The sequence below is a fragment of the Pseudomonas sp. NA-150 genome, from assembly GCF_044336365.1.
Taxonomy (GTDB): Bacteria; Pseudomonadota; Gammaproteobacteria; order Pseudomonadales; family Pseudomonadaceae; genus Aquipseudomonas.
This window is the reverse complement of the sequence record NZ_CP172305.1, coordinates 4,634,500-4,649,208: the sequence shown is the minus strand read 5'-3', so window position 1 is coordinate 4,649,208 and position 14,709 is coordinate 4,634,500. Positions and strand designations below refer to the sequence as shown.

General features: G+C 56.2%; 8 protein-coding genes. 1 reads left to right on the top strand and 7 read right to left on the bottom strand.

Going from position 1 to position 14,709, the window contains the following annotated elements; translation table 11 throughout:
- Positions 1-42 precede the first annotated feature (42 nt).
- The 3 genes from ACF0H7_RS21995 to ACF0H7_RS21985 form a co-directional block, all read right to left on the bottom strand.
- Positions 43-3,039 carry a hypothetical protein gene (locus ACF0H7_RS21995; RefSeq protein ID WP_397448967.1) on the bottom strand — a complete coding sequence of 999 codons (2,997 nt, stop codon included), beginning with the start codon at positions 3,037-3,039 and terminating at the stop codon, positions 43-45.
- Between the two features lie 61 nt (positions 3,040-3,100).
- Complete coding sequence (locus tag ACF0H7_RS21990) at positions 3,101-4,963, bottom strand: hypothetical protein (RefSeq protein WP_397448966.1); 1,863 nt, start codon at positions 4,961-4,963, stop codon at positions 3,101-3,103.
- Positions 4,964-5,158: 195 nt separating this feature from the next.
- Positions 5,159-5,299 carry a hypothetical protein gene (locus ACF0H7_RS21985; RefSeq protein WP_397448965.1) on the bottom strand — a complete coding sequence of 47 codons (141 nt, stop codon included), beginning with the start codon at positions 5,297-5,299 and terminating at the stop codon, positions 5,159-5,161.
- 453 nt (positions 5,300-5,752) lie between these two features.
- Between ACF0H7_RS21985 and ACF0H7_RS21980 the strand changes: the two genes are divergently transcribed.
- The gene (locus ACF0H7_RS21980; RefSeq protein ID WP_397448964.1) at positions 5,753-7,906 is read left to right on the top strand and encodes an autotransporter outer membrane beta-barrel domain-containing protein; all 2,154 of its coding nucleotides are present in this window, start codon (positions 5,753-5,755) and stop codon (positions 7,904-7,906) included.
- An 82-nt stretch (positions 7,907-7,988) separates the two neighbouring features.
- Here the strand turns inward: ACF0H7_RS21980 and ACF0H7_RS21975 are convergent, their stop codons facing one another.
- From ACF0H7_RS21975 to acnA, 4 genes are all read right to left on the bottom strand, one after another.
- Positions 7,989-8,615, bottom strand: coding sequence for a hypothetical protein (locus tag ACF0H7_RS21975; RefSeq protein WP_397448963.1), 627 nt, complete (start codon positions 8,613-8,615; stop codon positions 7,989-7,991).
- A gap of 399 nt (positions 8,616-9,014) precedes the next feature.
- Positions 9,015-9,899 carry a hypothetical protein gene (locus ACF0H7_RS21970; protein ID WP_397448962.1) on the bottom strand — a complete coding sequence of 295 codons (885 nt, stop codon included), beginning with the start codon at positions 9,897-9,899 and terminating at the stop codon, positions 9,015-9,017.
- 80 nt (positions 9,900-9,979) lie between these two features.
- Positions 9,980-11,545 carry a methyl-accepting chemotaxis protein gene (locus tag ACF0H7_RS21965; protein WP_397448961.1) on the bottom strand — a complete coding sequence of 522 codons (1,566 nt, stop codon included), beginning with the start codon at positions 11,543-11,545 and terminating at the stop codon, positions 9,980-9,982.
- A gap of 352 nt (positions 11,546-11,897) precedes the next feature.
- Entirely contained in the window at positions 11,898-14,639 is a 2,742-nt protein-coding gene (gene acnA / locus ACF0H7_RS21960) for an aconitate hydratase AcnA (protein ID WP_397448960.1), read from the bottom strand.
- Between the last annotated feature and the right edge of the window lie 70 nt (positions 14,640-14,709).

The window sequence follows — 14,709 nt, the reverse complement described above, 5'->3', positions numbered from 1 at the left end:
TTACTCATGATGAGTAATGCCTCGATAAAACCTGAGGATGCGTTATTTCCTGATGCCCAGGCTGAAACCGCCCGCCCCTTTGTTAAAAATCGCGTTTGTTGCATTGTTCATGTTGAAGACGTAAGCATTACCAATGATGTCGTTATTACCGGGTTTGACTTCGCGGTTGCTCCAATGCGGAACGCCCCAGCCAAGCAACGAGCTGACCTCGGAACTTTCACTCGAATAGGTACGGTAGATCAGCCCCATGTCGTCCAGGCTGAGCGAGTGAAGGTTTTGCGCGTTGCAGAAATTGATGTAATTCCGGTAACTACGCAGGTGTTTGTCCAGCTGCACGAACACCCGCGCACCCGAGGTGACCAAGTGATAACTGGCCATCGCACCACGCGCATCGGTGACGCCAATCACCGTGCTGCCGTTACCCGCCATGGTCACCGTACCGTTGTCGGCATTCACCACGGCGGAGGCCGTATTGCTTGAGGTGTAACGATACGGGGGCAACCCACCCGTGGCTTCACGACTATAAATAGCAGCGGCCGGCGGCGTTTTTGGCGGCCGGCCTTCGGCGACCACATAGCCGGGAACAGACAGCGCGTGATCGACACCGAACTCCAGTGGCGGCGCCAGCGACTGCACGGTGAACTGGGTCGGCAGCGATTCAACCACCAAGCCACCTCGGGTGACCGAATAGGTGACGGTTGTCGCTGAGCCGGCACTGCCCAACGCGACGGATCTTGGGACGTTGAACGGCAGTTCGACGGGATCGATCACCACCTGCGGCGTTGTGTCGTGTGCTTGCCCGCCGCTCCATTTGACGATAATGCTGTCGCCGCCGGCCATGCCGGTGTAGCGCGGTACGGTGACCGCAACGCCAGCGTCGGGCACGGTTTCCGGGACCAGCACGTTGTCGATCACGCCCATGACGCCTGGTTTTTCCAGCTTGGACAAGCCGCTGGTGACCAGCAATTCAAGGGCTGAGGAGGCTTGGTCGGGGCCACTGGCGCGGGTCACGATGTAGGAAATGTGTACCTTGTAGCCCAGGTTGGTCGTGACCAGATGACCGGGAAAAATCAACAACAGTGGTTTGTTGGCCTGGCCACTGGTGATGGTCCGCTCCCTGGCATCACTGCTGCGCGGACCTTGCCAACTCACCAGCACCACATCGCCTTCCTTGAAATTGGCGCTGGCGGCGATCATCACCGAGGCTCCGGAAATGGTGTCGATGGGGTTCAGCGTACCGTCGGGTCGAGCTTCTTTGACCACTGGCTCGGGAAGTGGCGCAATGATCGTCGAGCCTATCCGCAGCGACAGGCGCTCAGACTGGGAAATCACCGAGCCGCGTTGCACTTCATACCAGGCCTCGACGCGGCCATGCAGGTTGGCGTCCACGTACGCCTTGGGCACGCGGAAGATCACCTCGCGGCCAATATTTCCGTTGTTCAGTGTCGTCTGCGCGCGGTAATCACCATTGGCAGCGCTGCCGTCCCAATGCAGCATCACTTTATCCAACTGTGCCATGCCGGCGTATGGCCGAATGCGCAGCGTCGCTTCCAGCACGAGGTCGGCAGGATCGAGCACGCCATCGGGGCTGGTCTTGTCGACTCGCGGCGCAGGCAACACTAAACCACCATCGGCACTCACCGGTACCATCAGCGATGGCGATTTAAAGAACGCCCGATTGTAGGTGGTGACGGTGTAATACAACTCCAGCGAACCGCCGGCCAACGGGCGGACCTTATCGTCAGGGATCAGAAACTCCAGCGTGCGCCCGACGTCGTCACTGTTGAGGTTCTTCAACTCTTCATGAATCACATTGGCGCCACCGGCGGTTTTGCCCATCCACACCAGCGTCACGTCATTACCATCGGCCATGAAGTGATACGGCGGCACCTGGGCAATCACATTGCGCGAAGCCGGATCGAGGATGCCGCCATTATCATCAATGACCGGCAACTTCGGCGGCGCCAGCACCAGGGTTTCACCGACCACCGTCACCGGCAGGCTCTTGGAACGCTGCACTTCGCCCGAGGCTTTCTTCACCACATATTTGAACCGCGTCCGGCCTTGAGATACCGGCTCGAACTGCTCGTTGGGAATGATGAAAGCGACAAAACCAACAGAACCGCCCACCGGTTTCGTGATCACGTAGGGCTCCAACACCATGCCTTCGGCGGTATTGCGCTCCACCGTAAAAGTGATTTCATCCGCACGGACCATACCAGGGTACGACAGGACCAACGCCTGAACGTCTGCACCGGCGAGCCTTTCCAGATCAAGCTCCATACTGGGCGCTTGCGGCACGACCGGGGCGGGCAGGGTGGAATTGCCGGCTTCTACTTCGACGTAGGTGGGGAGTGACCAGCGAGACCAGTTATTGACCACGTCGCGGATTTCGTAGCGAACTTCCACCATTTCGGAATCGCCGGCTTCGTCAATGACCTCTTTAGGAACGGGAATGACGACGGGTTTTCCAATTTCATCTTGTGTTTTCAATTGGTACTTAACAAATAGTCCATGCCATGAAAGGGTGATTCTGTCCCCGACTTCCATATTTTTGTAGGCCTGGACGGTAGCATTGACACCTTCCGGCGAGACGATAACTCCTGGGGGTGAGACGATGGCTTTGATCAATGCTTCGTTTTCCCACGGTGTTGCCGGGTTAATATCTACACCTCCAGGTAGAGTGACTTTCACCCTTACAATTGTGGATAGCGACTCATTTTTCACTCCGCCGATAGGTTCAGTGACGGTATACATTAACGTAATGCTGTCAGGTGTTATGAACTGCTGATATAAGTCAAGTACAACATGCGAAGGTGTTTCAGGAGTGATATCGCCTCTTTTGATGGTGTAGTTAAAAATAAGCACATCATTGCAATACAAGTCAATGACGTCGCCCACTGCCATGGTCACATAGGGGCCAACTCTAACAACCAGTGGCACATGGGGGTCTAGTGTGTCCGCATATCCAATACCGCTTGGATCATGCAGGTTTTGCATTGTGGGTGCGGGCAGTAATGCTTTTGTGAGATTGTTCATTATTGTATTCACTCATTTTTTATAGTGGGGCGAACCATCAAGGTTCGCCCGTTTGATTGCGTTAGCAACCGACTCCAGGAATTGCCATGCGAATCAGTACTGGCGCAGTTCGAGAATTAACCGGTCCGCTGGGACCTTCAACCCGGTAGTAAGCTTCCGCTCGCCCGGTACAGATGAGGCGTAATTTATTGTCGGGGATTCGGAAGCTATACCCATTAATGATTTCGCCCTCGTCCAAGGTGTGAGTTTCCTCCACGCTGGCACCGGGAACAGGTGTATTACCATTAGCTGCGTTGTAACCATGGAACACCAAGGTGACGCGAGGGTACTTCTCAATGTTTTCATAGGGGGTGATAAATATCGGTGTGCCGTCCGGACTAAGGATAGGGCTAATAGCGTTATTGTCGTTTGCTCGAGTGAAAACAGGTGCTAAAAGTCCGTCAACTCCACCCGGCAAATCTCCTTCCGAACTAACCGAAACAGACTGCGGAAACGACCTGGATGTATTGGGATTACCAGCATGAGTAACGGTGTAGTACACCTTGATATCTTCACCCGTTCCTTCGTCTGCCATCAATGTGTTTGGAATTGTCAGCGTCAGATCTCTGTTCAGATCAGTCGCTTTTATCGGGAAGTCAACAGGCGTTGCTTGAGAACCCCAGAACAAGTGGATTACATCGCTGATCACAAACTCATCTTTCCACCCAATAATAGCCTTGGCTTCAAGCAGGAAGTCGTCCTCATCAATGACATTGTCTTCATTATTTGGATTGCTGCTGGTGCCGCGGATAATCGGCCGGTCCAGGTTTTCATTCTCTGGAGTTTCAGGATTCGGGTCAGGAGGGCCCGGCAGCTCCAAGTTGACATTGACTGCCAGTTCCAGCGAACTACCGATCAGGATGCCGTTGCGTTTCACTTCATATCGCAATGCCACGATTCCGTCTCCGGATCGCGCAATAGTGGAGTACCTGACATTGATACTGAACATCGGGTCTTCAGTGTCGTCGTCGGGTAATACGTCTGCTTCTGGCAACGGGGTGGTCCCCCAATATAGCGTAACTTTGTCGCCTGCCAGCGAGTCAGGGTATTGTGGAATATCAACGGCAACGACTGCACGCGCATCCGCGTCGTCGATCATGCCATCATCCGCCTGAGCACACATGGGTGCAGGAAAGTCCTCAGGGATTGGGCGCAAGAACAGACGGAATCTGTTTTCCAAAGAGTCAATTGATTTGTTGCCAGCACGATCGGTTACGGTGTAGTAAACGGGCTCGGTGACGTCGCCGATTCCCTCCAGAAAAGCGCGGGTAAATTCGATCATTACCCGATCCTGACCAACTTCAAGTTCATCGACGTTGTGGTCTGGGCCAGGCTTCCCGCCCCAGAACGTCTGAATGTGATCGCCCCATGCAATGCCGGTGTATCCCGGCACTTCTGCAGTCAGTACATCCCCCATGGCGGTCAATTCTGCTGAGGTCAACACCCCATCATTGATCGCTGCCGGGAATTTCATGGCCGCGAGTAGGCTGCCGCCGGGGGCGGTTCTGTCGACAATGACTGGGGTGGAGTTGGAGGTATTTTCCTGACCTCCGTCTGTACTCGCCGCGCGATAAGCGACTTGATAAGTGCCGTCAAAACGCAATAAAGCTTCGGGAATGTCAAGGGTCAAAGAATCGCCAGGCCCTTCATTTTCGCCGACAGTTTTGATAAGGCCTACGGAGATACCATTCCAGACTAATTGATAGGTATCGCCGGGCAAAGCTTCATCCCAGACCGTTAACGTCACCACAATTGTTTGTTCAAGGTCTTCAAGTGTCAATAATCCATCAATAGGATCGGCCAAAGGAATCGCCGGTGCGTTTAGCTCCTTGGGCTTCCGTGATTTATAGCGGTTTACTGATGCAAGTGTATGTTTGTTACACATTGTAAATCTCCAGAAAAATAATTTATTAAATCGGTTATCAGATGCGGCAGAAAGCCTGCGGCACAGTCGATGTGTCGTGTTGAGGGTTACTGTCGCCGTGCATTAACACAGCAATTGCCAGATAGAAGTGTATGTCAGTCTCTACTCAACTAATCGCAATGGCTGTTGCATGTCAAGGGGTGTTGAATAATTATTTTATTCACTCCATTGGCTGGTAATAGCTTGTTGCATATCTTCGCGCATGATCAATCCATCTATCGGATCGGTCAAAGGGATGACGGGGGCGGCCAGCCCTGAGCCAGTGATTGGATTAAAACGTTCCATTGAATTGTTCATGATAAATCTCCTGATAAAAACTGGGCTGAAATTCGTATCCGATCATCAGCCATTTTGCCATGAGTATTGAGATATCGACTGCTCGCTGTAGGGCGAGGCGAGTTGATCCGATATACAGATTACCGATAGAGGTTTTTCTCTATCTGAAGGCGACATAATCGTGAAGTTGACTTGGTGTCAAGCGGGGTGGTGAATAAATATTGTTTTTGTGCTTTGTAATATTTGCTGACAAGTAGTGCTTGGGTGAGTCCTTCGGACGCGTCTTACAAATATTCAGATGATTCCTACAGGTAAAATGGTACTAGGGTCTGAGTTTGTCGTTCACTACCCATCAGAATAACTACTCTGGTTCATTTGAGTGGAGTCTGAGTATTGGGACAGTTAAAACGTATGCGGCGCCTGGGGTTGGGGGTGGCCGGAGTAACGCTTGGGGCCTCTTTAAATGGTGGGGCGATGGCGGAAATTATCGATATCCATGGTGGTATAACGGAGATTAACGAGTCGACAGGGAGTAATTATCTGATAGATCAGTCGGCGGTGGTTAATTTTACCGGCGCTGACGTGGGGTGGATTGGTTCAACGAACTCAACAATCAATATCAAGGGTGGTTCTGTCAGTACAAATGACGCGAGTACTCAAGCCTTAAAGGCTATTGGAAGCAGGCTTCGGGCCGACAGCGTGCTTATCACCCATGAGCTTGGGACAGCTTTATCTGTCACAGCTAACCGCAACGGCGCTGTTCTAGCAGGGTCTGTCGCAGATATCAGCAACAGCCAAGTCTATGGGTTGGGAATCGGTTCAATTGTTTCAAATTCCAGCATCTTGAATTTGAGCAATTCTGAGGTTGTGGGGGCATCCAGTAATGTAGCTCGCACGGGTACAGGGGTATCAGTATTGTCTGCCACACTTACGGCCGGTGAGGGCACCGTGATTCGCGGCGACAACATTGGTGTGTTGGTTAGCCCTTCTGAACCCGTCCCCGGCGTGGGGGAATTTCCCAATCTCCCCAGCCTGATTGTTATCGATGATTCCACGGTTTGGGGTGTTGAAGGGCCGGCAATCAAGGTTGATACACGCAGGACCACGGGCGCTATCGCAAACATCAGCGTGCAGAATGGCTCGTCCCTCTTGTCCGGCAACGGCAACCTTCTGGAAGTTGCTCGCGCCAGTATTGCCAACCTTACGGTCGACAACAGCACGCTAACCGGCAATCTGGTCGCCGACGACACCAGCACCCTCAACGTCATCCTACAAAACAACGCGCAACTCACAGGTGATGTGTTCAACGGAAACAATCTGTCGATCACCTCCGGCGCCCAATGGCAGATGGTGGGCGATAACGCGGTCAAGGCGCTGAACCTCAACGGCGGTTCGGTTGGGTTTGCCCGCGACGGGTTTCATACCCTGACATTGGGTGAGTTGTCCGGTAGCGGCACATTTGCCATGCGCATCGATATGGACCAGGGCGTGGGGGACATGCTGGCGGTCAACGGTTCGGCCAATGGCAACTTCGGCCTGAAGATTGAAAATACCGGGCTGGAAGTGGTTTCACCGGACGCGCAGCCGTTGCAGGTGGTGCATACCGAAGGCGGTGATGCGCAGTTTGGTTTGCTCGGCGGCCGGGTGGATCTGGGCGCCTATTCTTATGAGCTGGAGCAGCAGGGTAACGACTGGTTCATCGTCGGCTCTGGCAAAACCATCAGCCCCTCGACGGAAAGTGCCCTGGCGCTTTTCAACGCTGCGCCAACGATCTGGATGAGCGAGCTTTCCACCTTGCGCAGTCGCATGGGTGAAGTTCGTGGCAGCGAGCAGGGGGGCGGCTGGATTCGGGCCTATGGCAATCGCTTCAATGCCTCGACAGATGCCGGTTTGGGTTACCGACAGCGGCAGAGTGGTTTTTCGTTGGGTGCGGATGCGCCGGTTGCAGTCAGCAACGGGCAGTTACTGGTGGGGGTGCTGGCGGGTTACAGCAAGTCCGATCTGGACGTGAGCCGTGGCACCTCGGGCAAGGTCGACAGCTATTACCTCGGTGCCTACGGCACCTGGTTGCTGGACGACGGTTACTACCTGGATGGCGTGCTCAAGGTCAACCGCTTCCACAACGAGTCCAAGGTAGCGATGAGCGACCAGACGCGGGCCAAGGGCGATTACCGCAATACGGCCGTGGGTGGCTCGCTGGAGTTGGGCAAGCACATCAAGCTGGCCGATGACTACTTTGTGGAGCCGTACACGCAGTTGGCTGCGGTGGTGGTGCAGGGCGACGAATATCGCCTCGACAACGGCCTGACCGCGAAGAACGACCGGACAACATCGGTCCTGGGCAAGGTCGGTAGCTCGGTGGGTCGCAACATCGCACTCGAAGATGGCGGAGTCGTGCAACCTTACCTGCGCGCGGCCGTGACACACGAGTTTGCTCGCAACAATCAGGTGAAGGTCAACGGTACCCGCTTCGATAACGACTTGTTCGGCTCCCGTGGTGAGCTGGGGGCTGGGGTCGCGGTGTCGTTGTCGAAACGCCTGCAGGTGCATGCTGACCTGGATTACATGAAGGGTGAGCACGTCGAGCAGCCGTGGGGCGCTAATGTGGGGGTGCGTTGGGCGTTTTAATCAAGGGACGTTGATATTCCACCCTAAAAACCCCCGGTGATCACTCACCGGGGGTTTTTCCTTTTTGGGTTAACGGCCGACCTTAACGTCGGTTGTGTCTGCGCTTGATCAGGCGTTTGCGCACCAGTTGGTTTTCACCGGGGGTGTAGCTGTCATGCACGTTGACGTAGAGGATTGCCGAGGTGCCAATCCGTTGCTGGTTGCGGTAGATGTCGTAACAGACCTTGACCTTGCCTTGTTGCAGGAAGCTCGTCGGGCTGTGGATCACCAGTTGGCGACCGATCACGGGCTGGTTGAAGGTGTCTTCGTCCAGCGTCTGCGAGGGAAAACCCACGCCGCCCCACAGCAGGTTAAAGCTGTCGCCGGGTTGCAAGGGCGGCGAGCCAGGAATCAGCACCATGATGCCTTCGCTGGCCTGGTTGAGTGACACCGATTCGGGATCGAGGCCATCGAGTGACGGCGCCGGCAGGTGCTCGGAAATCATCGACAGGAGTTGATGATCCTCGACCTCTTCGCCGGCGAGGTACTCGATGTACTTGACGGTCACTTCTTCGGCTGAGCCGTGATCACTGTCCAGCGGTGGGCCCGGCAACTGAGGGCCGAGAGAGGCGCCCGGTTTGCTGAGGCTATCGCGCCGGGCAGGGCGGTGGCCGTTGCTCGTCAGGGTTTTCGGGTTGAGGGGCGGAGAGCCTGGTGGTCGTTTTTCCATTTGATTTACTCCGTGTAAGTGCCGAGGGTTGGTTGCTCTGGAGCAACAAATATATAGGCGTTAATGGTGATTGGTTCCTGATGAATTACATTACGTCGTGTGACCAATGCCGGGGGTTGATTGGAAATAGTACGGTGCTCATTAGGTGTTCAGCCTAACGATCATCGACTGGATTGTGATGCAGTGTGTGTATGGAGGTTTGATTGGGGCGGGCATAAATAATAGTTAATCGATCAAGTTGTCAAGTATGGAAATGTCGGCTGAGGGGGCGTGTGGGAAGCTGCTTACAACTTTCGGTTATTTCCTACAAGCTTTAGAGAATTCGCCTATTTGGACAATAATAAAAAACCTCGGCGAAAATTCGCCGAGGTTTATTTGTTTCTGGTGTTAGTGGCGGATTTATACTTGCAATGTCAGGGTGACAGGCTCTGAAGTACGGGAAACATTACCGGCGCGGTCGGTGACCTGGTAGCTGAGCGTGACTTCTTCACTGTCGAGGGTTTGCAGAAACCTCCGTTCGAACTGAATTGTTACAGGAGTATTCGTCAGGTGCTCGGCCTGAACGGTGAAGGTTGGGCCTTGGGTGTCGTTGCATAGGGTTTGAACAATGTCTTCAGGGGCCATGCCAGCGTAACCTGCCAGAGTTGCGGTCAGGGTTTCGCTCAGGGTGACGTCTGGCACCAGCATCGGTGCGAGCAGGGCGGCGCCGGGTGGGGTTCGATCGATCTTGATGTAGGTGGATTCAGAGTCGGCTCGCGTGTTGCCAGGATACGTAGTCATGCTGTATCCCACTGCATAAACCCCATCTTCAATGAGATGGTTGGCTACAGAGATGAACAGACTCAACTCTGTCCCCTCTGGCACTGGTGCAGGCATTTTTACCGGATCTCCTACGAGCTCACCGTTAAGCAGCACCTGAAAGCTGTCTAACTCCACCACTATTGGTCCAGCGAGAAAATTAATAACGACATCACTCTCAAGGTCGACCAGTTTGATAAGGCCGTCGGTGTCCGCAACCGGAACGGTAGGTGCGGGCATTATGTGTTTGCATGTTCTGCTCATTTTCAAATTCCTTCTGTTGTGGGTGCGTAATACAAACCCACGGTTACATTGATTGATTTTTTTAAAGGTGGAGGCCTCTAGCCACCCGGATGGTGGTAGATATATATCCCCTACCTGAAATTCAACTAATAGCCAGTCAGTCGCCATGTCAACCAAAAATATCAATAATTCACCATGCCAACTTTCACCAAAAAACCAACTTTCAGAAAAGTCCCACAACACTTAAGGAACCCCTAAAACCCCACCCAATAAAAAACCCCAACAAACAATGTCTGTTGGGGTTTTTGTACAACCAATACAACTTACCGATTAAACCGCTCCACCAACGAGTACTGACTGTTCGCCGTACTGGTCAATTCGCCGCTTAACTGCGCCGAGCGACGGGCCTCGTCGGAGGTTTTGTCGGCCAGTTGCGCGATGGTGCTGATGTTGCGGCTGATTTCCTCGGCGACGGCGCTTTGTTCTTCGGTGGCGGCGGCGATCTGGGTGGTCATGTCGGTGATGTTGGCCACCGCCTCGCTGATGCCGACCAGCGCCTGGTCCGCTTCCAGTACCCGCGCCACGCCTTCTTCGGCCTGGCGATGGCCGGCATCCATGGTTTGCACGGCGGCGGTGGCGGTTTGTTGCAGTTTGGCGATCAGGCCGTGGATCAGCCCGGTGGATTCGGTGGTGCGTTGCGCCAGTTGGCGAACTTCGTCGGCGACCACCGCGAAACCACGGCCCATTTCCCCGGCGCGCGCCGCTTCGATGGCGGCGTTGAGCGCCAGCAGGTTGGTCTGGTCGGCGATGCCTTTGATCACGTCGACCACGCTGCCGATTTCGTTGCTGTCCTTGGCCAGTTGGGTGACGGTGAGCCCGGTTTCACCCACGGAGGTGGACAGGCGCTGAATCGCCTGACGGGTTTCGTCGGCAACGTCGCGACCACGACGGGTCAGTTGGTTGGCTTGCTGTGTGGCATCTGCGGTGCGTTGCACATGGCTGGCGACTTCCTGGGTGGTGGCGGCCATTTGATTGACGGCGGTGGCCACTTGCTCGGTTTCGACCCGCTGACGCTCCAGCCCGGATGAACTGGCGTGGGCCAGGGTGTCGGACTGACGCGCCTGGTCGGTCAGTTGCTCGGCGGTGTCCTGCAGACGGGTCAGGCAGGTTTTCAGGCGCGCCTCCTGGCTGAGGATCGACATTTCCAGACGTGCCTGTGGCCCGCGACTGTCGGTGTACATCTGCGCGATCAGCGGGTCGGAGGTGGTTTGTTCGGCCAGTTGCAACAAACGCTTGATGCCGCGCTGCTGCCAGCTCAAGCCCATAAGGCCCAACGGCACCGACAGGGCCGCAGCCAGCGCGAAGCCCCAGTTGGAGTTGAGCCAGGCGCCAATCATGAAGCTCAGTTGGCTGACCAGGATGAACGGCAGCCAGTCCTGCAGCACCGGCAGCCACTTGTCACGGCTTGGCACGGCAGATTTGCCCTGGTTCAAGCGCAGGTACAGGGTTTCGGCGCGGCGGATCTGTTCGGCCGTGGGTTTGACGCGGACCGACTCGTAACCCACCACCTGCTTCTTGTCGAACATCGGCGTGACGTAGGCGTTGACCCAATAGTGATCGCCGTTTTTGCTGCGGTTCTTGACGATCCCCATCCATGGCAACCCCTGCTTGAGGGTGCTCCACATGTGCTCGAACACGGCAGCCGGCACGTCCGGGTGACGAACCGTGTTGTGCGGGGCTTTAACCAGTTCCTCGCGGGTAAAACCGCTGATTTCAACGAAGGCATCGTTGCAATAGGTGATCACGCCTTTGGCATCGGTGGTTGAAATCAACCGCTGTTGCGCGGGAAATGTCCGTTCGCGTTGAGTGATGGGCTGGTTATTACGCATGGGCTGTCGATCCGCTGGGCTTTCGCGTGTTATCGGCTAAAAGGCCGACAAATTGAGGGGCTTTTACAAATGACCGACGAGTCGCATCGGCAGGGCGCATTATTGATCAGGCATTGGGTGGGTAAACAAGCGGAAATGCATCGGTAGGTGACGTTATTTCGTGGTGGATTTACGGCCGCTTTCGCAGCGGTGCGGCGATCCTGCTCCCACAGTGATTTGTGGTTGGACAAAAATCTATGGCTGGCCCCCATTTTGTAGGCGCTGCCGAAGGCTGCGATAAGGTCGGAACGACCTTCGCGATGGCGATTGTTCGCAGCCTGCGGCAGCTCCTACTGCCTGGGAGTTTCAGCCGTTATGATGCAATCAACTGCCGTAACACATAATGCAGAATCCCCCCCGCCTTGAAGTATTCAACTTCGTTCAAGGTATCGATCCGGCACAGCACGTCGAGGTTTTCCTGTTTGCCGTCCTGGCGGGTGATGGTCAGGGTCAGGCTCATGCCGGGTTGCAACTCGGCGTGGGTCAGGCCGCTGATGTCGATGATTTCGTTGCCGGTCAGGTTCAATGTCTTACGGCTCTGGCCGCCCTTGAACTGCAATGGCAACACGCCCATGCCCACCAGGTTGGAGCGGTGAATCCGTTCGAAACTCTCGGCGATCACGGCCTTGACGCCCAATAGGTTGGTGCCCTTGGCCGCCCAGTCGCGGCTGGAGCCGGTGCCGTATTCCTGACCGGCAACCACCACCAACGGTGTGCCTTCCTGCTGGTAACGCATGGCCGCGTCGTAGATCGCCAGCTTGGCCCCACTGGGGATGTGGATGGTGTTGCCACCTTCTTCGCCGCCGAGCATTTCGTTGCGGATTCGGATGTTGGCAAAGGTGCCGCGCATCATCACTTCATGGTTACCGCGACGTGAGCCATAGGAGTTGAAGTCGCGGGATTCCACGCCTTTCTCTTTCAGGTAATGCCCTGCCGGGCTGTCAGCCTTGATGTTGCCGGCCGGAGAGATGTGGTCGGTGGTTACCGAGTCGCCGAGCAAGGCGAGGATGTGCGCGCCGACGACGTTTTCCACGACCGGAGGCGGGCCGCCGATGCCATCGAAGAACGGCGGGTGCTTGATGTAGGTCGAGTCTTCCTGCCAGACGTAAGTCGCCGCCTGTGGCACTTCGATCGCCTGCCATTGCGCGTCGCCGGCGAACACTTCGGTGTATTCCTTGTGGAACATGCTGGTGTTGACGCTCTGCACCGCCTCGGCGATTTCCTTCTGGCTTGGCCAGATATCCCGCAGGTACACCGGCTTGCCGTCGGACCCTTCGCCCAGTGGTTCGCTGCTGAGGTCGGTGCGCACGGTGCCGGCCAGCGCATAGGCCACCACCAGCGGTGGCGAGGCCAGCCAGTTGGTTTTCACCAGCGGATGCACGCGGCCTTCGAAGTTGCGGTTGCCGGACAGCACCGAGGCCACGGTCAGGTCCGACTGTTGAATGGCCTGTTCAATCGGCGCCTGCAACGGGCCGGAGTTGCCGATGCAGGTGGTGCAGCCATAGCCCACCAGGTCGAAACCCAGCGCATCGAGGTACTGGGTCAGGCCGGCGGCCTTGTAGTAGTCGGTGACCACTTTCGAGCCCGGTGCCAGCGAGGTTTTGACCCAGGGCTTGCGTTTCAGGCCTTTTTCCACGGCCTTTTTCGCCACCAGCCCGGCGGCCATCATCACGCTGGGGTTGGAGGTGTTGGTGCAAGAGGTGATGGCGGCGATCACCACCGCGCCGTTTTTCAGTCGATAGGTCTGGCCTTCGTATTCATAGTCGGCTTCGCCCGCGAGATCGGCGTTGCCCACCGCGACACCGCCACCGCCTTCGCTTTCCAGGCGGCCGACTTCCTTGCTGGTGGGCTTGAATTGCAATTTGAGGAAGTCACTGAACGCACTGGCGACATTCGGCAGCGCAACGCGGTCTTGCGGGCGTTTCGGTCCGGCGAGGCTGGCTTCGACGCTGCCCATGTCCAGTTCCAGTGAATCAGTGAACACCGGTTCCTGACCGGGCAGGCGCCATAAACCCTGGGCTTTGCAGTAGGCCTCGACCAGTTTCACCCGGTCCGCCGGGCGCCCGGACAAGCGCAGGTAGTCCAGGGTCACGTCGTCCACCGGGAAGAAACCACAGGTGGCGCCGTATTCCGGGGCCATGTTGGCGATGGTGGCGCGGTCGGCCAACGGCAGGTCAGCCAGACCATCGCCATAAAACTCGACAAACTTACCGACCACGCCTTTTTTGCGCAGCATTTGGGTGACGGTCAGCACCAGATCGGTGGCGGTAATGCCTTCCTTAAGCTTGCCGGTTAGTTTGAAGCCGATCACTTCAGGAATCAGCATCGACACCGGTTGCCCAAGCATCGCCGCTTCCGCCTCGATCCCGCCGACGCCCCAGCCCAATACGCCGAGCCCGTTGATCATAGTGGTGTGGGAATCGGTACCGACCAGTGTGTCCGGGAAGGCATAGGTGCGGCCATCCTCGTCCTTGGTCCACACCGTGCGCCCAAGGTATTCCAGGTTGACCTGATGACAAATACCGGTACCCGGCGGCACCACGCTGAAGTTATCGAAGGCGCTTTGGCCCCAGCGAAGGAAGGCATAACGCTCGCCATTGCGCTCCATTTCGATATCGACATTCTGGCTGAAGGCGTTGGCATCGCCGAATTTGTCGACCATCACCGAGTGGTCGATCACCAGGTCCACCGGCGACAACGGGTTGATCCGCTGCGGATCGCCACCGGCCTTGGCCACGGCGGCGCGCATGGCGGCCAGGTCGACTACAGCGGGCACGCCGGTGAAGTCTTGCATCAGCACCCGGGCCGGTCGGTACTGGATTTCCCGGTCGGAGCGGCGCTCGCCGAGCCAGGCGGCCAGGGCCTTGAGGTCGGCGCCGGTGACGGTCTTGTTGTCTTCCCAGCGCAGCAGGTTTTCCAGCAGGACTTTCAGCGACATCGGCAGTTTGCTCAGGTCACCGAGGGTTTTGGCGGCTTCCGGCAAGCTGAAGTAGTGGTAGGTGGTGTGGTCGATGTCTAATGTTTTGAGGCTTTTCAGGCTATCGAGCGAGGGCATGAACATAACTCCTTGTAAGGTCCGCACGGCACGGACCTTGGGGAATCGGAAGACTCTAAAACTAGCCCTG

Excerpts from the sequence above, each read along its gene's own strand:
- ACF0H7_RS21965 (WP_397448961.1), bottom strand. The coding sequence starts at position 11,545 with ATGCGTAATAACCAGCCCATCACTCAACGCGAACGGACATTTCCCGCG.
- ACF0H7_RS21985 (WP_397448965.1), bottom strand. The coding sequence starts at position 5,299 with ATGAACAATTCAATGGAACGTTTTAATCCAATCACTGGCTCAGGGCTG.
- ACF0H7_RS21990 (WP_397448966.1), bottom strand. The coding sequence starts at position 4,963 with ATGTGTAACAAACATACACTTGCATCAGTAAACCGCTATAAATCACGG.
- ACF0H7_RS21975 (WP_397448963.1), bottom strand. The coding sequence starts at position 8,615 with ATGGAAAAACGACCACCAGGCTCTCCGCCCCTCAACCCGAAAACCCTG.
- ACF0H7_RS21995 (WP_397448967.1), bottom strand. The coding sequence starts at position 3,039 with ATGAACAATCTCACAAAAGCATTACTGCCCGCACCCACAATGCAAAAC.
- acnA (WP_397448960.1), bottom strand. The coding sequence starts at position 14,639 with ATGCCCTCGCTCGATAGCCTGAAAAGCCTCAAAACATTAGACATCGAC.
- ACF0H7_RS21980 (WP_397448964.1), top strand. The coding sequence starts at position 5,753 with ATGGCGGAAATTATCGATATCCATGGTGGTATAACGGAGATTAACGAG.